Here is a 21,766-nt window from a genome sequence, read left to right on the forward strand (position 1 = left end):
CGGCGCCAAATTTTCAATGTCCGGTATTTCACTTTGTCTTGAGTCCTGCAAGCGCCAAACCGAGTGCCTCTTCGCTCAAAGTGTAGAGCGACGCATTCTCGGTGTAGACGAGCATGCAGTCGATGCGTTTGCCGGGATAGAGCGGTGCCAGGATCTCACGATAAATCGCGAGCTGAGCCTTATGTGCGAAAGGGATCGCCTCCTTGGTCGAAGGTGGCACCCGATTGGTCTTGTAGTCAAGAATGACGACGCGATCGGCAAGCACGGCGAGCCGATCGATACGGCCGGAGACCGCATAGCGCCTGTCTGCAAGCGTCAATGTTCCCATGATCGAAACTTCCGGCTGGGCCTCTACTCCGAGAACCGGCTGCAGACCTTCTTCGTCCATCAGTGTCAGAACCGAATCGACGAGCCGGCGGCGTTCCGCTTCAGGCCAGAACCGCGCCGCCCGCTCGGCATAGCGGCTTGCGGCATCCGGCCGTTTGACCGGGGGAATGTCGGGAAGCGCCTGCAGCATGCGATGGATCAACCTGCCCTTTTCCAGGGAACGATCGCTGCGCTCCTTCTCGCCGAACAGCGGCGAAGCGACAAACAAGCTGCCCTCGTCTTCGTCGACGATCGTCCCGGCGCCGGATGGGCTGAGGGGGCGGGGCAGCTCAGCCTGCGGCGGCAGTGGCCGCAATAGGCCTTCCGGCAACGCCTCCTGGCTGTCGCGCGCCTCATGGCGGTCACTACGCTCGAAGCGCCGCTCCACCCGCGGCACCCGCCATCGTATGCCCGGCCATTCGCCGTCTGGGCCGGAGAAGGTGGCCGCCTCCACATGCGGATGGCCTTCGCTGAGCGCGGCTGAGATCATCATGTGCCAGGTATCGTTGTTGACACGAACGCCACGGTAGCCGCAAACAACAAGCCGGTCGGCAGCCCGTGTCATGGCGACGTAAAGCAGCCGGCGATACTCCTCTTCCGCCAGCATCTGGATCCGTGCTGCATCGTTTTGCGTCAGCGAATTGGCCAGGTCGGAGACGGGAACCCAGGCCGGCAGCGGCGGCTCGTCTGCGTCGGTTTCGATCAGGCGAAGCTTCGGCAGATGTGTATGCGTGAACGGCTTGGAGCCGCCGTCGACGAGGAAGACGATCGGTGCTTCAAGACCCTTGGAGGCATGCACGGTCATGATCCTGACCTCGTTGCGCCCCTTGTCCTGCTCACGCTTCACCTCCGGCGCTTCGAGCTCCAGCGTTGAGATGAAGGATTGCAGCCCGGGAAGGCCGGAACTCTCGTGGTCGAGCGTAAAGGTCAGGAACTCGTCGAGAATATCGCTGACCTCGGTGCCGAGACGGGCAAGGAATTGCCGCCGACCGCCATGGCTGCCCAGCACGCGCGCATAGAAATCATGGACCGACAGATGCCGCGACTGCCGCAGAAACAGCTCCAGCCTCTCGACGGCAGCACGGAATCGTTCAGTACCATCGGCCGCAAACCTCTTGAGCTGGCTCCAGACGCTCTCGTCGTCGCCCCGAAGGCCGGCGATTGCAAAGATATCGTCCTCCGAAAAATCGAAAAGCGGGCTCTTCAGCACGGCAGCGAGCGAAAGGTCGTCCTCTGGCAGAAGCAGGAAACGGCCGAGCGCCAGCAGATCCTGCACCGCGATATGGCTGGTGAGCGTCAGTCGGTCGGCGCCGGCGACGGGAATGTCGCCACGGCGCTTCAAGGCGCGGGTCAAGGCATTGACGAAGGCGTCGCGCTTGCGCACCAGAACGAGGATATCGCCGGCTTCGATCAGCCGCTCCGTGCCTTTGTCGACGATCGTTTCACGGCCGACGAGCGTGCCGATCGCATGGGCGATCCGCCGCGCGAGGATTGCGGCCGGCGCGCTTTCCGGCGTCGCATCGAAGGGCGCCGTCCAATCCTCTTCCTTCACCACCGCCTCAGGCGCGACCATCTCCCAGAGGTCGACGGCGCCGGGATGTCCGATGCGGCTGGATCGATGTACGACCGGTTCGCCGACAGCGCTGAGACCCCGCGCATTGTCCGCCGTCCGGAAGATCTGGTCGACGGCTTCGAGCACGTCGGCGGTCGAGCGGAAGGAGAGCGGCAGCCGCACGGAGGAAAAGCTCTGCCCGCTGTCGGCGACCCGCCGCCGTGTCCGGTCGCTCTCTTCGGAAAAACGCTCGGGTCGCGCTCCTTGGAAGGAGTAGATCGACTGTTTCTCGTCGCCGACGGCAAAGAGCGTGCGCACGACCGGCCGGGCGCTCTCGCCGGAAAAGAAATCCTCGGCGAGCGACTGGATGACGCTCCATTGGATCGGGCTGGTATCCTGGGCCTCGTCGACGAGGATATGATCGATACCCCGGTCCAGCTTGTAATGGACCCAGGGACCGACGCCACTCTTCGTCAGCAGGTCGGCGGTGCGTGTGATCAGGTCTTCGAAATCGAGTTGGCTGCGCTGCTTCTTCAGTTCCTCGTAATCGTGGTTCAGCCGACCGGCGAGCACCAGCGCCGCCCTCGTGGCGCCGAACATCCGCATCAGCTTCAACCGGTCACGGCTTGCGGCGACATGCGCGCGGGCGGCGGCTATGGCGCTCGTCAATTCCGGCGCTTCCGCAAGCATGGCTTTGACCAGGAACTGCGAGTCCGTTTTCGGCTCGCCTTTTGCCGTCAAAAAGATCTTCTCCAGCATCTCGGCGCGCTTGGCATCATCGCGCTCCCGGCCGGCGAGCCTGAGGCCATAAGCAACCTCCTGCGCCTTTGCGCCACCCTTCTGGTCGGCAAGCGCCAAATAAAGCTCCAGCATGCCGCCCGAAAGCTCCGGCAACGGCCAATATTGCGCCGCGATCCGGCTTTCAGTATCGCCCATGGCAAGGCCGAGCCTGTCGCGCAGAACCGTCTCCACGCCGCCCGGTCGCTCGGCAGCCGCCGTGAAGCGGCGAATGGCATTGCGGTTGGCGATGATGTCGGCGAGCAGGTTCTCCAGCCCGGATTCATCGCCGAGATTGAGCACATAGGCGAAAGCCTCGGCAAGAGCGCTGCCTTCCTCCGGCGCCGTTGCTGTCAGCAGCGCCCGGCGTACATCGGAAAGCAGTGCCGCCGCCGCGCGATCGTCGAGGACCGAGAAATGCCCGGCAACATTGGCCTCCAGCGGGAATTGGTGCAGCAGCGCTTCGCAAAACGCATGGATTGTCTGGATCTTCAATCCGCCCGGTGTTTCCAGCGCCTTCGCAAACAGCCGGCGCGCCTCGGCAAGCTTTAAGGCATCCGGCGCCGTACCCTCGATCTGCGTGATGCGACGGCTGAGATTTTCGTCGTCAAGCACCACCCAGTCTGCCAGCCGTTCGAAGACGCGGTTCGACATTTCGGAGGCCGCGGCCTTGGTATAGGTCAGGCAGAGAATGGCGGAAGGCCGTGCGCCGGCGAGCAGGAGACGAATGACACGCTGGGTCAGGACATGCGTCTTGCCGGAACCGGCATTGGCCGAGACCCAGGCCGAGCGCTCGGGATCGGAGGCGATTGCCTGTTGAATCGTGGTCCAGCCGATCCAGGCGCCGGGATCGTCGTCAATCGGAAGTGCAGTCTGGTCACTCATCGCCGCCGCCTTCCTCGGTCTCGGCCGTCGACCATTCGGAGACGCGGGCGAGATGATCATAGTCGCCGCCGAAATCAAACTGCTGCGCCGGAATGAGCCGCGATGTAAAGCCTTTTTCGCCGGACTGCAGCAAACTGACGAACTTGATCAGCTGGTCGACCGAGTCCGCGGCAAGGTCCATCGCCGATTTTGCCTTGTCGCTGCGGGCCGAGTTTTCGTTGTTCACCGTATCGACCTGGAACCGGCGTCCCGGACGCAGACGGACATAGAGCAGATCCTGCGGGATGAGACTGCCGGCATCGCGGAAGGCGCCGGCGCTCAACGCGGCCGCTTCGAGCGCGAGCTGCGGATCGAGAAGCGAGCGTGCCTGTGCCGGTGAGGGGTTGTAGCCGGTCTTGTAGTCGATGATATCGGCCGCCCCCGGTCCCGTAATATCGATCCGGTCGGCAACGCCGTTCAGCCGGACATCGATCGCCTCCAGCTCCACGCCGCCGCGCACTTCCGTCAGTGTCCTGCGTATGGCGGGACGTCGTCCGGCCTCCCATTCGAGGAAGGCGCCGGCCACGTCGCGAAAGCGCGGCCGCCACACGGCATCGATATGTGGCGGCAGCTTCTCCATGTCGAAAAGCTCGGTAAGAATCTGCTCCATCGCCGCTGCCGCCTCCGGCGTGCCGGCGACATGGGCCTCGCGGATGAACCGGTCGATGATCTTGTGGTAGAGCGTTCCGCGTTCGGCCGCTCCCGGATCCCGGTTGAACGCGTCGACCGGATCGAGCCGCAGGATACGGCGGGCATAGATCGCATAGGGATCGCGGCGCAGCCGGCCGACCTCGCTGAAGGAATAGGACTTCGGCTGCAGCGCCAGAGGCGGTTTCGGCGAGGGTCGCTGCGCCGGTGCCTGAACCTCTCCCCGATCGATGAGGCCGGCCCATTGCAGATACCGGTTACCGCGCCCTCTCAATGCCGCTTCGAATGTCTCTCCGCCGAGCGCCAGCAGCCGCTGCAGCCAGCGCGAGGCGACGGTCGGCGTCGAACCTTGGCGCAGCGCTCTCGAATAGATCAGGTGGCGAGTGCCGTTCGCCATCTCGAAATCATGCGCCAGCTGGCCGATGCGCCGCTCCGGCGGTTCGAGCCCGATCTCCGTCTTCATCATGCGCGGAATGAAGGGATTGTTTGCGCTCTGCCCTGGCCAGGAGCCTTCGTTCAAGCCGCCGAGGATCAGCGTGTCGACGCTCTGTAGGCGGGCTTCGAGCGTGCCGAAGATGAAGAGGCGGGGATGGCTGAGTGCCCGGGGTTTCACCGCATGGCCGGCGGCAAGTGCGGCCATGATGTCGATCCATTGCGGCCCGTCGGCCTCCATCTGGCCATCCGTGTCGATCACTTCGCTGAGAAGCGAGGCAAGGGCGTCTCCTGCCTCGTGCGACCAGAGATCGGCAAGATTGCCGTGCGGATCTGCCGCGACCGCTTCGAGCGAACGGCCGGTCCGCTCCGCCCATTCGGACAGCGTGAAACGCGCCGTCTTGCCGCGTTCTTCCGGCCGGTGCCGGACCAGCGCGGAAGCCAGAGGCTCGGTTGCGCGGGCAACCCGGCGGGCAAGCTCGGATGCGGCATTGGCCGCCTCGGCTGGCAGCGTTTTTCGCCATTGCGGCGTGTGTCGGTCCAGAGCCTGCTCGCCGAGCTGATGGGCCAGGAGCGACTCGAGCGCACTGATATCCACCTCCGCCACGCCGCCGCGCAGTGCCAGCAGCTCAAGCGCCTCGGTTGCAGAAATCAGGGCCCCACGTTCGAGGCCGAAGCGGGCCAGCGGATGTTTGAGCAGCGAGACGATCGCCACCGGATCGCCCGGGCGCAGCGCCGCTTCCAGCAGTAATTGCAGCAGGGTGCCCTGCGGGGTGGCCGAAAGCGGCGTGCCGGCCGAATCGTCGGCGAGGATGCCGAAGCGGGACAGTTCGGCCATCACCCGACGGGCGAGATTGCGGTCGGGCGTGATCAGGGCTGCCCGGCTTTCGCCGTCCTGGCCCGGCCTTTCCAGTGCGAGCCTGAGCGCGATGGCAATTGCGGTTGCTTCCTCGCGTTCATTGGCAGCTTCGATCAACGAAACATCGGCGAAGGCCGAAGTCAGCGCTCCCTCGGACAACGCGCCCTTCCAGGCCCCCCAGTCGCTGGTCGCCTCTGCCGGCGAGAGCGCGCGCGATAGGATTTCGGCGCGCCGATCGAGATCGGTCTCCGGCCTCTCAAGCAGGCTGATGTCGGCTCGTGTCAGCCTCAGCCTCTTCAGCAGCGAGGACAGGCCATATTGCGGATGGCTCCGGCTGGCCGGATTGGCATGCTGGCCCGGTGCCGGTTCCGGCGCGACCATTTGCCAATGCCTATCGGGCATGGAGAGATCGAGGCCGGGAAGGACGATCACGCCTTCGGGCAGATTGGCAACGGCGGCGATGAGATCGGCCGTGGCAGGGACCGAACCCGTCGAACCGGCGACGACAATCGGCCCCGCCGGCTTCGCCGCAGAAATCCTGGCTGCCTCGGCCCGCAGAATGGCGTTCCTGTGCCGCGCCGGCGAGGACCTGCCGAGCTCGGAAAGCCGCTCCGGCCAGAAGGCGCTGGCTATCTGCAGGAACTCCGCCGTCAGCTGCCACCAGGCGGCGTAGTCACCGGTGTCGAGTTTCGACAGTTCCGACCAGTCAAGATCCTCAGTTTCGATGGAATCGATCAGCTCCGCAAGGTTGCGGGCGAGCCAGATAGCATCCGCCGGGCTGGCCGGCGCAACCAAAGGCGAGTCCGAATGGATATGACGGACGATCTCCGGCAGTTTGTTTCGCCAGGCAAGGATCAGGCGCGCCAGTTCCAGCAGCCGGGCGGTATTCGACAGTGGCTGGGCGAGATCCATCGTTGCCGGCAGCGCCTCTTCGAAATATCCGCTGTCGTCATCGGTTTCGCCGAGCGGACGAATGACCGGCAGGATCGCCGAGCGGCCGCCGAGCAGGTCGACGAATTCCGAACGGAGCACACGCACGGCGCGCCGGGTCGGCAGGTAGATCGTCACCCTGGCGAGCGACAGCGGATCAGCGGGCTCATGCCGAAAGAGCGGCGTCAGGCGTCCGTCGCAAAGCGTCGTTGCCAGCGTTTTCAGGAAGGGGAGGCCCGCCGGGATCGTCAGGATGCGTGGCTGGTGCCGGTCCGCCATGAGCTCACGCGAACGCCCGCAGTCGGCGGATCGTTTCCTCCGCTTCGCCGATCGCCTCTGGCGTTCCCACTGTCAGCCAATGGCCTTCGAGCATAATGCCGAACAGACGGCGGCGCGCGATCGCCTTGTCGAAATAGATGTTGAGGTTGAAGGCATCCTTCGGCGCATCGTCAAATAGCGCCGGATTCATGGCGATCGCCCCGGCGTAGACGACCGGATTGGACGGATCGTCGCGATACCGCGTCAGCCGGCCATCTGCAGCGAGGCTGAAATCGTTCTTGCCGTTGTGACCCGTCGTATCCTCGATCCCAACGCAAAGCAGCGCCATGTCCATGTGTTCGGCATCGAAGTATCCGGCTAAGCGCTGCAGGTTCGTCGGCCGTCCCGGCTGTTCGCCGATCCAAAAGAGATCGGCATTCATGACGAAAAGATCGTCACGGTCCAGCAGCGTCAGGCCCTTCGCCAGCCCGCCACCGGAATTCATCAGTCCGTCCCGCTCATCCGATATGACGATGTCGAGGCCGCGATACTTGCCGAGATGGTCGAGCATCTGCTCGGCATGATGATGAACGTTGACGACGGCCCGCTCGACACCGGCCGAAACCAGCGCGTCCAGCGCATAGTCGATCATCGGCTTGCCGTCGATCTTCACCAGCGGCTTCGGAATCGTATCGGTGATCGGGCGCATGCGGGTCCCGAGACCCGCGGCCAGTACGATGGCTTGTCTGATGGTCATCTTGATCCGGAACTTATGATTCGCTCTGGCCTATTCCAGCCCTTGCACACCAATCGCGCAAGGGGGTAAGCGCCTCGTGCTCGAGCGCGACATTCAGATAAGCGAGTGTGCGCGGCATATGTTTGAGATAGCCGGGCTTGCCGTCCCGCTGCAGCAGCCGCACCCAGAGACCGGCGAGCTTGCAGTTGCGCTGCGCCGACATGATCGCCCACGCTTTCAGGAATCCGGCTTCGTCGAAGCCGCCCTGCGCGTGGCGAAGCGCCAGATAATCGTCCATCAGCTGCCGGAAAAGCTGCGGTTCGATCGTGACGCGCGCGTCCTGGACGATCGAGGCAAGGTCATAGGCTGTGGGCCCGATCATGGCGTCCTGGAAGTCGATGAGGCCGATCTTTCTGATGCCCGGCTCGTGCGGCCGCCAGATGATGTTCGGCGAGTGGAAATCGCGCAGCAGCAGGTTCTTTTCGACCGTGGCAAGTTCATCGATCAGGGCGTCCCAGATCGCCAGATATTCATTGCGCTCTGCCTCCGAGGGGGCGGTGCCGCGCTTCCAGGCAATGTGCCAGTCGAGCAGAAGCTGCACTTCCATTTTCATCGCCGTGCGATCGAAGTCCGGTATGTGATGCCTATGGGTGGCGGAAACCGGTATATCCTGCGGAAATTGCATGGAATGAAGATGGGCAAGACAGGCGACGCTTTGCCGGTAACGCTCGACGATCGGCCGCCCCTCGTCATCGAGCACGCCTTCGGTGCCAAGATCCTCGATCAAGAGGATGCCCTTGTTATAATCGACCTTATAAATCTCCGGCGCCGCAAACCCCCGTTCGCGCAGCGCATCGGCAATCGCAACGAAGGGATAGGCGTTCTGTGCCAGATGTGCGACCTTGGGATAGGGCTTGCCGTCGTGGACCGGCGGTCCCTCGGGATGCGGCTGCCAGTCCATCAGGATGAGACGGCCCTTGATGCTCTCACGATAGATCGCCTCGTAGGCACGCAGCGACGCATCGCCAGTCAGGAAGCGACGTTTGGCATCGGAACAGCCTGCGTCTTCGAGGAAATTGCGGATCGCCAGGACGCGCCGGATGCGCAAAGCCTGTGCGCCGGCGGCGCTGATCGTCGCCCGGCGGCCGTTGCCTTCATGGGTCAGCGTCAACGTGATGCATTCCCCAGGCAACTCGCTCGCCGCCATCTCCGGCCATTCGACGAGGCATATGCCGTTCTGCAGGGCCTCGTCGAAGCCGAGCTCCGTCAATTCACCGGGATCGCCGAGCCGGTAGAGATCGAAGTGCGAAACCGGGATACGCAGGTCGTAGGATTGCACCAGTGTGAAGGTCGGGCTCGGGACTTCGAGCCCATCGTCATCGGCAATGGCACGCAGGATCGCACGGGCAAGCGAGGATTTGCCGGCACCGAGATCGCCCGACAGGGCAAGACAATCGCCGGCCTTCAAGGCCAATGCCAGGTCTTCGCCGAGGCGAACCGTGGCCGCTTCGTCCTTCAGGAACAGCGAGATCGTATCGTCGGTCGTCATTCGGCGGCGGCGGAATGCGGTATGTTGACCGAGGGGATACGGCAGACGACCGTCGTGCCCTTGCCCGGCTCGCTGTCGATCGTCACGTCACCATGATGCAGGCTGACGAAGCTGTCGACGATCGACAGGCCGAGGCCGGCGCCGCCGCGTTTGCCGCTTTTAGCCCCGGTCGCGAACCGGTCGAAGACCGTCGCGATCATGTCGGGCGAAATACCGGGGCCGCGATCGCGGACGGAGAACACGAAATCCGTGCCTTCGCGATGGCATTCCAGCGAGATCGAGGTACCCTCCGGCGAGAAATTCGCCGCATTGGCAAGAAGCTTCAGAAGGATCTGCTTCAGCCGCTGCGGATCGGCGATGATCGAGCCGAGATACGCAGGCGCGGTGATTTCGAGCGCGACGCCGCTTTCGTGCAGCCGGTCGGCGATCTGCATCGAGACGTCGTCCAGCAGGTCGTTGAGATCGATCTCGGCATAGTTCAGACGCATGATGCCGGCATCGACCGTCGCAAGATCGAGAATGTCGTTGACGAGGGTCAGCAGAACCGAGGACGAAGTCGAGATGTGGTCGATATATTCGGCCTGCCGTTCATTCAGCGGCCCAACGCCCTGCGTGCGCAGCAGATCGGTAAAGCCGATGATATTGGTCAGCGGTGAGCGAAGTTCATAGGAAACATGCTGGACGAAGTCGTTTTTCAATTCGTCGGCTTTGCGCAGCGCCTCGTTCTTCTCGGTCAATGCCCGCTCGGCCCGCACGCTGTCCGTCATGTTGACGAAGGTCAGCATGGTCTGCGCGTTCGGCAGCGGGATGACGGCGTAATCGAGCACGAGGCCGGAGAAGAGTTCCAGCGTCCCCTGGCTCGAGCGACGTTCGTCATCGAAGCTGGTGATCAGTTCCGCAAAGGTCTTCCAGCCGTCCGGCCGGTCATAGGACGGTGCGCACGCCTCGCCCAGCGCGCGGATATGGGTTCCGGGCTTGGCTTCGGTCTCGGTAATACCCCAGAGCGCCCGGAAGGCCGGATTCGACAGGCGGATACGTCCATCGGGCCCGAATACCGCGACACCTTCGGAAAGGTGATCGATCGTTTCACCCTGTACCTTGACCAGCGTGTTGTAGCGGGTTTCGAGATCGACCTGTTCGGTCAGATTTTCGAAAACCCAGGTGGCGCCGCCCTGGGGATGGGCGGTCGCAAAGACGCGCAGCGTCTGGCCGTTCGGCAGGTGCCAGAGATCCGATTGCGTATCGAGCGTGCGATAGACCGAAAGGGCCGCTTCCTTCCAGCTTTTCCAGTTGAGCTGGTCCGGCAGTTTCTTGGCCGCTCGCAGCCGCTCGAGCAGCTCGCTATTGTCGGGCCGGCTTTCAAGGAAGGCGATATCCAGTTCCCAGAGGGCGACGAAGGCCTGGTTGTAGAACTGCAGCCTCCGCTCGCCGTCGAAGATGGCGACGGGTGTCGCGAGATGATCAAGCGTTTCGGCGTGGCTCTTCAGGGTCCGCTCCAGCTCGGCGCGGACCGCTTCGATGTCGGATACGTCGACAGCAATGCCGGCCGAGCCGCCGGGAACCTTGACGTCGACGACGTCGAAGAAGGTTCGGTTGCCGCGCACGACCGTCGAGATCGTGTCATGGAAAGGTGATTCCGGCGTCGCCGTCGCGCGAATGCGTTCGCGTGCCACGGTCGTCAGCATCTCGCGGCCTTCGTTGATCGCCTGCTGCGGCGAGCGCGCTTCGACCGCATCGCCATAAGCCTGATTGACCCAGGTCAGGCGGCCCGCCGGGTCGCGCTGCCAGGCCGGCATGTCGATCGCGTCGAGCATGGTCTGGAAGGCCGAGATCGAGGTCATCAGCCGGTCGCGCTCGATCCTGAGTTCGGCAAGCTCGGCGCGCAGATTGTTCAGCGCCACGAAGCGGACGAAGGCGCGTCCGCCGGAAACCCGGCCCTGCGCCTCGAGGATTTCATCGCGGATGGTCTCGACCACCATGTCGAAACTCTGCGCTCCGTCGCGCAGCCGGTCGATCGCCTTTTCCAGCTCCGAGGCGGAGTGTGACTTCAGCCAGAGGCCGAAGGCCAGGAATTCGCCATCCTGCGGTGCGCCAGTCTCGGGCGGAAGCTGCCCAAGCAGTTCCGGGCGCGCATTGCCGTCCCAGATGACGATGCGCCGGTTCTTGTCGGCGATCAGCGCCTGATATTGCGAAATGCGTTGCTGGGCATCCGAGAGCGCCGAGCGGATGTCCCGGCTCTCGTTTTCCAGATTGCCGCGCTGGCGCACGAGCCAGAGAGTGGAAAGCAGGGCTGCCGATATGACGCCGATGACGACGGAAACGCCAACGACCTGCGAGGAGGTGAAAAGGTGAGCCGAGGCCGCCGCCTGCTGCTCGCTTTGTGCCAGAACCGGCCGCGCCAGCGCGGCAAGCGCCGTGCCGGCCGCGCAAGTTTTCAAGAAGCGCGCCAATGATCCATGCTTTTGCTTTGCGGCCTCGTGTGCCGTTGCAGATTTATATCCCTGGCCTGCCATGAACGGACGGCGATGCTTACAAGCATCATCATCCGCCTGATCGGGCAGGCTGTTTTTCACTTCCGACATCCGCGGTATGTCTCCGTCCTTCAATGTGCCGCATTACGACAAGACATCCCATTTTCGGAGCGGTCGGACGGAGTCCGGCGTCCCGAATCAAGTCTTAAAACAATACTTCGGAAGGGAATCGGCGGGAAGGGAGCGGCCAAAAAATAAGCCGCGGCATTTGTCAATGCCGCGGCTTCTACATCTTGTGGATATCGACGACCCTATCAATATCTGTAGTGGTCGGACTTGAACGGGCCCTGCGGCTTCACGCCGATATAGGCAGCCTGCTCTTCGCTGAGCTGGGTCAGCTTCACGCCGAGCTTGTCGAGATGAAGGCGTGCGACCTTTTCGTCGAGATGCTTCGGCAGGATGTAGACCTTGTTCTCGTACTGGCCGGGCTTGGTGAAGAGTTCGATCTGCGCCAGCGTCTGGTTGGTGAAGGAAGCCGACATCACGAAGGACGGATGGCCGGTTGCATTGCCGAGGTTGAGCAGACGCCCTTCGGAGAGAAGGATGATGCGGTTGCCCTTGGGGAACTCGATCAGGTCGACCTGCGGCTTGACGTTGGTCCACTTGAGGTTACGCAGCGCGGCGACTTCGATTTCGTTGTCGAAATGGCCGATATTGCCGACGATCGCCATATCCTTCATCTGCCGCATGTGATCGATGCGGATGACGTCCTTGTTGCCCGTCGTGGTGATGAAGATGTCGGCAGAGGAAACGACGTCTTCCAGAAGTACGACTTCGTAACCGTCCATGGCGGCCTGCAGAGCGCAGATCGGATCGGCTTCGGTCACCTTTACACGGGCGCCGGCGCCGGAGAGCGAGGCAGCGGAACCCTTGCCGACGTCGCCGTAACCGCAGACGACGGCGACCTTGCCGGCCATCATCACGTCGGTGCCGCGGCGGATGCCGTCAACCAGCGATTCCTTGCAGCCGTATTTGTTGTCGAACTTCGACTTGGTGACGGAGTCGTTGACGTTGATCGCCGGGAAGGGCAGCAGGCCCTTCTGGCTGAGCTGGTAAAGGCGGTTGACGCCGGTCGTCGTTTCCTCGGTGACGCCCTTGATCGCGTCACGCTGCTTGGTGAACCAGCCCGGAGAAGCGGCGAGGCGCTTCTTGATCTGGGCGAAGAGGATTTCTTCTTCTTCCGAATGCGGGTTCGAGAGCACGTCCTCGCCGGCTTCGGCGCGGGCGCCGAGCAGGATGTACATGGTGGCGTCGCCGCCGTCATCGAGGATCATGTTGGAAAGGCCACCATCGGCCCACTGGAAGATCTTGTCGGTATAGACCCAATAGTCCGCGAGCGACTCGCCCTTGATAGCAAAGACCGGAACGCCGGCGGCGGCGATCGCGGCTGCAGCATGGTCCTGGGTCGAGAAGATGTTGCAGGAAGCCCAGCGGACTTCGGCGCCGAGCGCAACCAGGGTTTCGATCAACACGGCTGTCTGGATGGTCATGTGCAGCGAACCGGTGATGCGCGCGCCCTTGAGCGGCTTTGCCTCACCGAACTCGGCGCGGCAGGACATCAGCCCCGGCATTTCGGTTTCGGCGATCGTAATTTCCTTGCGGCCGAAATCCGCAAGCCCGATATCGGCGACGACATAATCTTTTTCAGTGCTCATAGAGGTCTCCAGGCTGAAAAACGTCTCAAAAATTGGCGCAGGCGCAAGCAAGCGCACGGCATATCCGCCGTTTAGCAGGCTTCGCATGGGATGGCAATAAGGATATAAAGAAGTCTTTATATGTTTATATGAACTCGGACGAACTCACATTTCTTCGCCGAACTTGTTCTGGATCAGCTGATCCAGGGCCTCCAGGGCTTCCTGAGCCTGGCTGCCGCTTGCCGAGACGACGACGCTGGAGCCGGGGCTTGCCGCAAGCATCATGAGACCCATGATCGAGGTGCCGCCGACCGTCATTCCATCCTTGGAAACGGTGATGGCTGCATCGAAATTCTCGACCATCTGCACGAATTTAGCGGAGGCGCGAGCGTGAAGGCCGCGCTTGTTGATGATGAGGAGTTCCCGGGAAAGCGATGTCATGAAGCGCCGTTATTTTCCGCTGAGCACGCGGCTCGCGACATTGATATATTTCCGCCCGGCTTCGGAAGCCTCCACCAGCGCCTTCTCCATGTTGTTCTCGCCGCGTACGCCGGCGAGTTTGATCAGCATCGGCAGGTTCATGCCGGCAATGACTTCGGTATGGCCGCTGCTCATGACCGAGATGGCGAGGTTGGAAGGCGTGCCGCCGAACATATCGGTCAGGATAACAACGCCATGGCCGTCATCAGCGCCGGAAACGGCTTGCAGAATGTCCTGCCGTCTCTGGTCCATATCGTCTTCGGGGCCAATACAGACCGTCTCGATGAATTTCTGAGGACCGACGACGTGCTCGACAGCATGACGAAACTCTTCAGCCAGCTTGCCATGAGTGACAAGCACAAGTCCGATCATGATATTACTGCTCCCATATACGCAAACGGTGGCTGAGATATCGCAATGCAGCAATTTCGTCCACCGGTGGCGGCACATCTTCGCTATGAAAAGCCGAAGTGCAAGATAAAAATGCAAATATATAAGGCGGATTGATCAATCCGGAAGCCTTCAGCATCCGATGTCAGGCGCTTTCGCCATCAGGATCGCCAGCGGCGAGGCAACATTTGTGAGCAGCCGCAATGCGGGAAGCGAAAAACCCGGGGCGAGACTGACGATTTCGCCCTCCGCAGGGACGCGGTTTTCACCGGAAGCGCTGCCGGGAAGCACGGCATAGTGCATGGTTGCCGGGGACACGTGATCCTGCCGGACGATGCCAGTGCCGCGAAGTTCGATCAACCCGGCGATCGACGGCGGACAGGTGGCGATCACCGTGCCGGTCTCTCCCGACAGAAGCACCTGATCATCGGCGACCAGCGCCGTGAACAGCCCAAGACGGCGCGCCTCGGTCATGCAGGTGAAAGCCAGCATCGATTTCCCCCAGCCCGAGGGACCGCTGAACAGCAGCCCCGTTCTGCCGACGACGATCGCCGTGGCATGGATGTTGGCGGCCGCCGTCATGCGGCTGGATCGAGGGGCAGGGCGAGGATAAAGCGCGCGCCGAGCACCTGCCCGCTTTCGGCGTCGGTAATGTTCTCTGCTCTGAGCGACCCGCCATGCGCCTCGGCGATCTGGCGGCTGATCGACAGGCCGAGCCCCGAATTCTGGCCGAAGCCTTCGGATTCAGGTCGGTCGGTATAGAAGCGCTCGAAGATGCGATCGATATTTTCCGCCTGGATGCCGGGACCGTTGTCTTCGATCGTGGTGACACAGCGCGACCGTGTCCGCATCAGCCGCACGATGATCTTCCCGTCCTTTTCAGGGACGAAGGAGCGGGCGTTCTCGATCAGATTGGTGACGATCTGGCCGATGCGCAGGTCGTGACCGTTGACGACGAAGCGCGTCTTGATGTTCGGCTTGCGCTCCACGACATAGTCGATCTGCACTTGCTTTTTGCTGCCCCTGATCTGGCGCGACACGTCGATCAGGTCGCGCAGCAGCACCTCCATGTCGATGGAGGCGGCGTCGACGCGTGCGAGTTCGGCATCGAGCCGCGAGGCGTCGGAAATGTCGCTGATCAGGCGATCGAGGCGGCGGACGTCGTGCTGAATGACGTCAAGCAGCCGTTTCTTGGAATCCTCCGACCTGGCGAGCGGCAGCGTTTCGACGGCGCTGCGCAGCGAGGTCAGCGGGTTCTTGAGCTCGTGGCTGACATCGGCGGCAAAGCTTTCGATGGCGTCGATGCGGTCATAAAGCGCTGTCGTCATCTCGCGTAATGCGATGGAGAGGTTGCCGATTTCGTCCTGGCGAGCGGAAAAGTCGGGAATTTGCTCACGTGTCTTGGCGCCGCGGCGAACGCGGATGGCGGCTGCCGAAAGACGACGCAGGGGATTGGCGATCGTCGATGAGAGCACCAGCGACAGCAGTACGTTGACGAGCGTCGCCACGCCGAAAACGCGCATGATGGCCAGTCGTTCGGCATGGACGATATTGTCGATGTCACCGGCCTGCGTCGACAACAGCAGCACGCCGAGCACGGCGCGGAAGCGCTGGATCGGAACGGCGACGGAAACGATGAGTTCGCCTTTCTCGGTGGTGCGTACGACCGCGCCGCGCACGCCGGTCAGCGCGTTCATGACCTCCGGATAGATCGAGCCGTCGCCGCCCGGCGCTTCTTTGTAGAGCGGCAGATTGCCCGGCTGCAGCGCCTTGTTGAACAGCGTCGCGAACCAATCGCTCCAGGTCTGCTTTTCTTCCTCGACCGGCGGCAGGTCGAAGCGCAGCACCTGACCGCGCGAATAGAGGTGACGCGAATCGAGCAGCAGATTGGCGTCGGCATCGAAGATGCGCGCGCGTGTGCGCGTAGGCGAGATCAGCCGACGCAAGACGGGAGCGACCTTCTCGGGGTCGATCGGAAATTCCAGGTCCTCGTCGTTCGGCACTGGGGTGATGCTCTGGCCGGCCTGCAGTTCAAGCAGCTTTTGCGGATCGATGGTGATCGAGTTCGTATCGACCGACGCGGAAGCCGAAACGGCGCCGGCGATGATTTCACCCTGCGTCAACAGGCTTTCGGCGCGGGCGTCGATCAAGCCTTCGCGAAACTGGTTGAGATAGAGAATGCCGCCGACGAGCACCACCAGCGCGACGAGATTGAAGAACAGGATGCGCCGCGTCAGGCTCGAAAACACCGCATTGCCGAAGATGCGGCGGATCAGCGTAAAGGGATGCGACCAACGGCGGCCTCGGACGCGACGGGTGCTCACGCCCTCCGCGTCGTCCAAATCCCTTTCCTGCACCAACTGTGCCAATGGTAGGCCCTTTCGAAAGGTTGGGCCCGATAAACTGGCCGGCAACCTTCAATTTTTCCAGCTGTGCCGCTCGGGCTCAAGCTGCTTCGCGGAAGCGGTATCCCACTCCGTAGAGCGTTTCAATCATATCAAAGTCGGTATCGACCATCTTGAATTTCTTGCGCAGCCGCTTGATGTGGCTGTCGATGGTCCGGTCGTCGACATAGACCTGTTCATCATAGGCCGCATCCATCAGCGCGTCGCGGCTTTTCACGACACCGGGGCGCTGCGCCAGCGAATGCAGGATCAGGAACTCTGTCACAGTCAGCGTCACGGCCTCGCCCTTCCAGGTGCAGGTATGGCGCTCCTGGTCCATGACCAGCTGTCCGCGCTCGAGCGAGCGGGCCTGCTGCACCGCTCCGGCTTTCGGCGCAGCGCCGGGGCTTGTGCCGCCGGCGGCCGCGGCTTCGCGGCTGGAGGCGCGACGCAGGACGGCGCGGACGCGCTCCACCAGCAGGCGCTGCGAAAACGGCTTGGTGATGAAATCGTCCGCGCCCATCTTCAGGCCGAACAACTCGTCGATCTCCTCATCCTTGGAGGTGAGGAAGATGACCGGAATATCCGATTTCTGCCGCAGGCGGCGCAGCAGCTCCATGCCGTCCATTCGCGGCATCTTGATGTCGAAGATCGCCAGCTGCGGCGGTCGCGCCAGAAGGCCGTCGAGCGCCGAAGCACCGTCCGTATAGGTCTCGACCTTATATCCTTCGGCCTCCAGTGCGATCGACACCGAGGTGAGGATGTTGCGGTCGTCGTCAACGAGCGCGATTGTCGGCATGGTGTTGGTCTCCGTCATCAGTGCGCAATCTCCCGGATTTTGGTCGTCCCCAGGCGGTCTCAATGACCGGATGCGCTTATGGAGGATAAAGGTGGAACAAATTGTGGCAAAGATAAAGGGGAAGATTGTCGCTAAATTCGGCGGCACTCGTAAGTTGTGGCCGGAAATGTTTCAACGTTGTCTCTTCAAACGATTTAAAAACACCGAAACAAATTTAAATCGATTAATTAATTGATATTACTATATTTTCTCGATTCTTGTCTCTTGTCTTTTAAAATTTCTCCCCGTATTTTCCCGGTTAGTTTTAACGGCAACGAGCCTGAGCAAAGGGAACTAGCCATGGAAAAGTTCGGAGTTCATAACCCGGCAACGGAGCTTGCAACGGTTGGATTGGGCGGCGCAAGCAGCGTCCGCTATAACTTTTCCGCCGCAGCGCTCTATGAAGAAGCGATCCGCCGGGGTGAAGCCGAACTGACCGCTCAGGGCGCGCTTCGGGCCCTCACCGGTCAGCATACGGGCCGTTCGCCGCGCGACAAATTCATCGTTTGCGACGCCAATACCGATGGTCAAATCTGGTGGGATAACAACAAACCGCTCTCGCCGAAGCATTTTGCCCTGCTGCGCGACGACATGCTGGCGCATGCAGCCGGCAAGGAGCTGTTCGCTCAGGATCTTGTTGGTGGTGCCGAGGAAGGCCATGCCCTGCCGACCCGTGTCATCACCGAATTCGCCTGGCATTCGCTGTTCATTCGCAATCTGCTGATCCGCCCCGAGGCGGCGGCGTTGCCGACCTTCGTGCCGAAGCTGACGATCATCGATCTGCCGAGCTTCAAGGCCGATCCGGCCCGCCACGGCTGCCGTTCGGAAACGGTGATCGCCTGCGATCTCACCAACGGTCTCGTTCTCATCGGCGGCACCTCCTATGCCGGCGAAATGAAGAAGTCGGTCTTCACCGTGCTCAACTACCTGCTGCCGGCCAAGGGTGTCATGCCGATGCACTGCTCGGCCAATGTTGGCCCGGACGGTGACGCGGCGGTCTTCTTCGGTCTTTCCGGCACCGGCAAGACGACGCTTTCGGCCGATCCGGCCCGCACGCTGATCGGTGACGACGAACATGGCTGGAGCGAAAACGGCATCTTCAACTTCGAAGGCGGCTGCTACGCCAAGACCATCCGCCTCTCGGCCGAGGCCGAGCCGGAAATCTACGCAACGACGCAGCGCTTCGGCACTGTGCTCGAAAACGTCGTCCTCAACGAAAATCGCGAGCCCGATTTCGATGACGGTTCGCTGACTGAAAACACCCGTTGCGCCTACCCGATGCATTTCATTCCGAATGCCTCGGAAACCGGCCGGGCCGGGCATCCGAAGACGATCATCATGCTGACCGCCGATGCCTTCGGCGTCATGCCGCCGATCGCGCGGCTGACGCCCGATCAGGCGATGTATCATTTCCTCTCCGGCTACACCGCCAAGGTGGCCGGCACCGAAAAAGGTGTCGTCGAGCCGGAAGCGACCTTCTCCACCTGTTTCGGCGCGCCCTTCATGCCGCGTCATCCGGCCGAATACGGCAACCTGCTCAAGGAGCTGATCAGCCGCCACGGCGTCGAGTGCTGGCTCGTTAACACCGGCTGGACAGGCGGCGCCTACGGCACCGGCAAGCGCATGCCGATCAAGGCGACGCGCGCCCTTCTCGCTGCCGCCCTCAGCGGCAAACTCGGAAAGGTCGAATTCCGCACGGATACGAATTTCGGCTTTGCCGTGCCGGCTTCCGTCGACGGCGTCGAAGGCGGCATTCTCGATCCGCGCTCGACCTGGGCCGATAAGGCAGCCTATGACGCGCAAGCCGAAAAGCTGGTCTCGATGTTCATCGCCAACTTCGCGAAGTTCGAGAACCACGTCGATGGTGGCGTCCGCGATGCTGCTCCCGGCGTGAAGGTCGCAGCCGAATAAGAAGCGCAAGCAATTCCAGCAAAAGTGTGCAGCGGTTTTGCCAGGCAAAGCGCGAAGCGCTTTTGCCGGGAATTGCGCTAAACAGAATCTCTGATTCACGTGAAACCCGGCATCGCAGGACTGCCGGGTTTTCTCTTTGACGGCCGATATTTTCAATTGGCGGCCGATATGAGATAGAACGCCGCATGGCCAGCGACGCACTCTATATCGACGACAGGATCACCATCGCGGGATGGGAACTGACTGAACAGTTTGTTCTCGCGGGCGGTCCCGGCGGGCAGAACGTCAACAAGGTTTCGACCGCGGTCCAGCTGTTCTTCAACATCGCGAATTCGCCTTCCCTCAATGATCGCGTCAAAGCCAATGCGATCAAGCTCGCCGGCCGACGCATGTCGAAGGAGGGCGTGCTGATGATCGAGGCGAGCCGCTTTCGCAGCCAGGACCGCAACCGCGAGGATGCGCGCGAGCGGCTGAAGGAACTGATTCTGGGGGCGGCCAAGCCGCCGCCGCCGCCGCGCAAGAAGACCAAGCCGACCAAGGGTTCGATCGAACGCCGCCTGAAGGAAAAAACCGGCCGCTCGGAAGTGAAGAAAATGCGCGGCCGCCCCGACGGCGGCGAATGACATGCCCGAGCTTCTGAACGGCATCCGCCATCTGTCCGGCTATTTCGACCGGGCGCGCCAGGCGGAATTGGTCGAGGTGATCCGTGCCGTCGTCGCCGAAGCGCCGCTCTATGTGCCCGCGATGCCCGGCACCGGCAAGCCGATGTCCGTCAGGATGACCAATTGCGGGCTGCTCGGATGGGTGACGGACAAGGAGCGCGGCTATCGCTATCAGCCGACGCACCCGGCAACCGGCCGGCCCTGGCCTGAGATGCCGGCGCCTTTGCTCGATATCTGGAATGAGGTTTCCGGCTATGAGAAGCCACCGGAGGCCTGCCTCGTCAATTTCTATTCCGACGACGCCCGTATGGGCCTGCATCAGGACAAGGACGAGCAGGATCTGCAGGCGCCGGTCGTCTCGATCTCGCTCGGCAACAGCTGCCTCTTCCGCATCGGCGGCCTCAACCGCAATGATCGCACGCTATCCTTCAAGCTTGCGAGCGGTGATCTGGTCGTGCTGGGCGGCGAGGGGAGGCTTTGTTATCATGGCGTCGACCGCATTTGCCCCGCGACATCGACGCTGTTGAAGAACGGCGGCCGCATCAATCTGACGCTGCGCCGCGTTCGTCCGTGAAAATTGATCGTCTGCTATAGTTTTCTGAGCGCGACCTGTTCGATCAGATGATCCTTGCCCTTTTTCAGGATGAGATCGGCGCGCGGCCGCGTCGGCAGGATGTTCTGGCGCAGGTTCTTCAGGTTGATGTTCGCCCAGAGATCTTCGGCGATTTCGAGCGCTTCCCCATCGGTGATCGAGGCGTAGCGATGGAAATAGGAGTTCGGATCGCGGAAGGCGGTTTCCCGCAGCCGCATGAAGCGCGTCACGTACCAGTTGTGGATCTGGTCTTCCGCGGCGTCGATATAGATCGAGAAGTCGAAGAAGTCGGACACCATCGGCACGATCTTGCCGTCGGCCGGCAGGTTGCGCGATTGCAGCACGTTGATGCCTTCGAAGATCAGAATATCGGGCCGGTCGACGATCTTGTATTCGTCCGGCAGCACGTCATAGACGAGATGCGAATAACACGGCGCCTTCACATCGGGCCGCCCGGCCTTGATCGCCGAGAGGAAGCGCAGGATCGCGCCAGTATCGTAGCTTTCCGGGAAACCCTTGCGTTGCATCAGCTTTTCCCGCTGCAGCACCGCGTTCGGGTGGAGGAAGCCGTCTGTCGTGATGAGATCGACCTTCGGGCTGGAAGGCCAGCGGCCCAAGAGCTCCTTCAGGATACGGGCTGTGGTCGATTTTCCCACAGCGACGGAGCCGGCGATGCCAATGACGAAAGGCGTTTTCGTTACATCCGACATGCTGAGGAAGCGGTTGCGCTGGTCGAACAGCATCTGCGAGGATTCGACATGTGACGAGAGCAGGCGCGACAGCGAGAGGTAGATGCGCCGGACCTCGTCGAGATCGATCGGGTCGCCCATTGAGCGCAGCCGCTTGACCTCGTCGCCGGTCAGCGTCAGCGGCGTGTCGGCGCGGAATTTCGCCCATTGCTCGGAAGAGAAGAAATGGTAGGGCGAATAGGATTCAGACTGGAAGTGATCCAATATCTCCGGCACCCCGATAATCTCAGTCGCGATACTCATGAACTCTGCCGGCTGGCCTTTTCCTTGAGACCGGACTGCGCGGTTCTGCGCTCGAGTTCGGCCATGACATTCTCTAACGGTATTTCAGCAATCTTCAATACGACCAAAAGGTGATAGAGCAGGTCGGCCGCTTCGTAGGTCAGATTGTCGCGATCGCCCGTCACCGCCGCCATCACCGCTTCGATTGCCTCTTCACCAAGCTTCTTCGCCGCTTTCGGCTGGCCGGCGGCTACAAGCTTGGCTGTCCAGGACTGCTCCGGTGAGGCTTTCGATCGCTCTTCGACGATGCGTTCGAGGTCGGAAAGGGAAAAACCGCTCATT

The 21,766-nt window shown here is 62.0% G+C and carries 16 protein-coding genes; 3 read left to right on the forward strand and 13 right to left on the reverse strand.

Translation table 11 applies throughout. The features are described from left to right. Positions 1-28: 28 nt before the first annotated feature. The 11 genes from addA to PH551_RS13065 all read right to left on the reverse strand — a co-directional run bounded on the left by addA (position 29) and on the right by PH551_RS13065 (position 17,249). Positions 29-3,580, reverse strand: a complete 3,552-nt coding sequence (addA, locus tag PH551_RS13015; RefSeq protein WP_285193303.1) for a double-strand break repair helicase AddA — start codon at positions 3,578-3,580, stop codon at positions 29-31. Next, positions 3,573-6,767 (reverse strand): double-strand break repair protein AddB, encoded by a 3,195-nt coding sequence (gene addB, locus PH551_RS13020; protein ID WP_285193304.1) that lies wholly within the window; start codon positions 6,765-6,767, stop codon positions 3,573-3,575. Before addB ends, addA begins: the two co-directional genes overlap by 8 nt. Positions 6,768-6,771: 4 nt before the next feature. Beyond that, positions 6,772-7,503, reverse strand: coding sequence for a nucleotidyltransferase family protein (locus tag PH551_RS13025; RefSeq protein ID WP_285193305.1), 732 nt, complete (start codon positions 7,501-7,503; stop codon positions 6,772-6,774). Between the two features lie 13 nt (positions 7,504-7,516). Then, a complete protein-coding gene (tsaE, locus tag PH551_RS13030; RefSeq protein WP_285193306.1) occupies positions 7,517-9,031 on the reverse strand; it encodes a tRNA (adenosine(37)-N6)-threonylcarbamoyltransferase complex ATPase subunit type 1 TsaE in 1,515 nt (504 codons plus the stop codon). After that, positions 9,028-11,613, reverse strand: coding sequence for a PAS domain-containing sensor histidine kinase (locus PH551_RS13035; RefSeq protein WP_285193307.1), 2,586 nt, complete (start codon positions 11,611-11,613; stop codon positions 9,028-9,030). The genes tsaE and PH551_RS13035 overlap by 4 nt, the downstream gene beginning before the upstream one ends. Before the next feature lie 203 nt (positions 11,614-11,816). Then, positions 11,817-13,217: an adenosylhomocysteinase gene (gene ahcY, locus PH551_RS13040; RefSeq protein ID WP_285193308.1), complete on the reverse strand. Its 1,401-nt coding sequence runs from the start codon at positions 13,215-13,217 to the stop codon at positions 11,817-11,819. A gap of 144 nt (positions 13,218-13,361) precedes the next feature. After that, the gene (locus tag PH551_RS13045; RefSeq protein WP_011423436.1) at positions 13,362-13,637 is read right to left on the reverse strand and encodes an HPr family phosphocarrier protein; all 276 of its coding nucleotides are present in this window, start codon (positions 13,635-13,637) and stop codon (positions 13,362-13,364) included. A 9-nt stretch (positions 13,638-13,646) separates the two neighbouring features. Then, positions 13,647-14,048, reverse strand: coding sequence for a PTS sugar transporter subunit IIA (locus tag PH551_RS13050; RefSeq protein WP_011423437.1), 402 nt, complete (start codon positions 14,046-14,048; stop codon positions 13,647-13,649). Positions 14,049-14,198: 150 nt separating this feature from the next. Beyond that, positions 14,199-14,648, reverse strand: coding sequence for an HPr kinase/phosphorylase (locus PH551_RS13055; RefSeq protein WP_085776445.1), 450 nt, complete (start codon positions 14,646-14,648; stop codon positions 14,199-14,201). After that, complete coding sequence (locus PH551_RS13060; protein WP_085776446.1) at positions 14,645-16,435, reverse strand: sensor histidine kinase; 1,791 nt, start codon at positions 16,433-16,435, stop codon at positions 14,645-14,647. Before PH551_RS13060 ends, PH551_RS13055 begins: the two co-directional genes overlap by 4 nt. 76 nt (positions 16,436-16,511) lie before the next feature. Beyond that, positions 16,512-17,249, reverse strand: a complete 738-nt coding sequence (locus PH551_RS13065) for a response regulator transcription factor (RefSeq protein ID WP_210282952.1) — start codon at positions 17,247-17,249, stop codon at positions 16,512-16,514. A gap of 339 nt (positions 17,250-17,588) precedes the next feature. On the opposite strand from PH551_RS13065, the gene PH551_RS13070 reads away from it, so the two are divergent. From PH551_RS13070 to PH551_RS13080, 3 genes are all read left to right on the forward strand, one after another. Continuing rightward, a complete protein-coding gene (locus PH551_RS13070) occupies positions 17,589-19,199 on the forward strand; it encodes a phosphoenolpyruvate carboxykinase (RefSeq protein WP_285193309.1) in 1,611 nt (536 codons plus the stop codon). A gap of 185 nt (positions 19,200-19,384) precedes the next feature. After that, positions 19,385-19,822 (forward strand): alternative ribosome rescue aminoacyl-tRNA hydrolase ArfB, encoded by a 438-nt coding sequence (gene arfB, locus PH551_RS13075; protein WP_285193310.1) that lies wholly within the window; start codon positions 19,385-19,387, stop codon positions 19,820-19,822. A 1-nt stretch (position 19,823) separates the two neighbouring features. Continuing rightward, a complete protein-coding gene (locus tag PH551_RS13080; protein WP_285193311.1) occupies positions 19,824-20,435 on the forward strand; it encodes an alpha-ketoglutarate-dependent dioxygenase AlkB family protein in 612 nt (203 codons plus the stop codon). A 14-nt stretch (positions 20,436-20,449) separates the two neighbouring features. Here PH551_RS13080 and coaA read toward each other — a convergent pair whose 3' ends face one another. Beyond that, positions 20,450-21,445 (reverse strand): type I pantothenate kinase, encoded by a 996-nt coding sequence (coaA, locus tag PH551_RS13085; RefSeq protein ID WP_085776451.1) that lies wholly within the window; start codon positions 21,443-21,445, stop codon positions 20,450-20,452. After that, complete coding sequence (locus PH551_RS13090) at positions 21,442-21,765, reverse strand: phosphoribosyl-ATP diphosphatase (RefSeq protein ID WP_085776452.1); 324 nt, start codon at positions 21,763-21,765, stop codon at positions 21,442-21,444. The genes coaA and PH551_RS13090 overlap by 4 nt, the downstream gene beginning before the upstream one ends. Between the last annotated feature and the right edge of the window lies 1 nt (position 21,766).

The organism is Rhizobium atlanticum, from assembly GCF_030182485.1.
GTDB lineage: Bacteria > Pseudomonadota > Alphaproteobacteria > Rhizobiales > Rhizobiaceae > Rhizobium.

What these genes read in the sequence shown, in the direction of transcription:
- coaA (WP_085776451.1), bottom strand. Translation starts at nt 21,445, where the DNA reads ATGAGTATCGCGACTGAGATTATCGGGGTGCCGGAGATATTGGATCAC.
- PH551_RS13070 (WP_285193309.1), top strand. Translation starts at nt 17,589, where the DNA reads ATGGAAAAGTTCGGAGTTCATAACCCGGCAACGGAGCTTGCAACGGTT.
- PH551_RS13065 (WP_210282952.1), bottom strand. Translation starts at nt 17,249, where the DNA reads ATGCCGACAATCGCGCTCGTTGACGACGACCGCAACATCCTCACCTCG.
- ahcY (WP_285193308.1), bottom strand. Translation starts at nt 13,217, where the DNA reads ATGAGCACTGAAAAAGATTATGTCGTCGCCGATATCGGGCTTGCGGAT.
- addA (WP_285193303.1), bottom strand. Translation starts at nt 3,580, where the DNA reads ATGAGTGACCAGACTGCACTTCCGATTGACGACGATCCCGGCGCCTGG.
- PH551_RS13055 (WP_085776445.1), bottom strand. Translation starts at nt 14,648, where the DNA reads ATGACGGCGGCCGCCAACATCCATGCCACGGCGATCGTCGTCGGCAGA.
- PH551_RS13080 (WP_285193311.1), top strand. Translation starts at nt 19,824, where the DNA reads ATGCCCGAGCTTCTGAACGGCATCCGCCATCTGTCCGGCTATTTCGAC.
- PH551_RS13025 (WP_285193305.1), bottom strand. Translation starts at nt 7,503, where the DNA reads ATGACCATCAGACAAGCCATCGTACTGGCCGCGGGTCTCGGGACCCGC.
- tsaE (WP_285193306.1), bottom strand. Translation starts at nt 9,031, where the DNA reads ATGACGACCGACGATACGATCTCGCTGTTCCTGAAGGACGAAGCGGCC.
- arfB (WP_285193310.1), top strand. Translation starts at nt 19,385, where the DNA reads ATGGCCAGCGACGCACTCTATATCGACGACAGGATCACCATCGCGGGA.
- PH551_RS13045 (WP_011423436.1), bottom strand. Translation starts at nt 13,637, where the DNA reads ATGACATCGCTTTCCCGGGAACTCCTCATCATCAACAAGCGCGGCCTT.
- addB (WP_285193304.1), bottom strand. Translation starts at nt 6,767, where the DNA reads ATGGCGGACCGGCACCAGCCACGCATCCTGACGATCCCGGCGGGCCTC.
- PH551_RS13090 (WP_085776452.1), bottom strand. Translation starts at nt 21,765, where the DNA reads ATGAGCGGTTTTTCCCTTTCCGACCTCGAACGCATCGTCGAAGAGCGA.
- PH551_RS13050 (WP_011423437.1), bottom strand. Translation starts at nt 14,048, where the DNA reads ATGATCGGACTTGTGCTTGTCACTCATGGCAAGCTGGCTGAAGAGTTT.
- PH551_RS13035 (WP_285193307.1), bottom strand. Translation starts at nt 11,613, where the DNA reads ATGTCGGAAGTGAAAAACAGCCTGCCCGATCAGGCGGATGATGATGCT.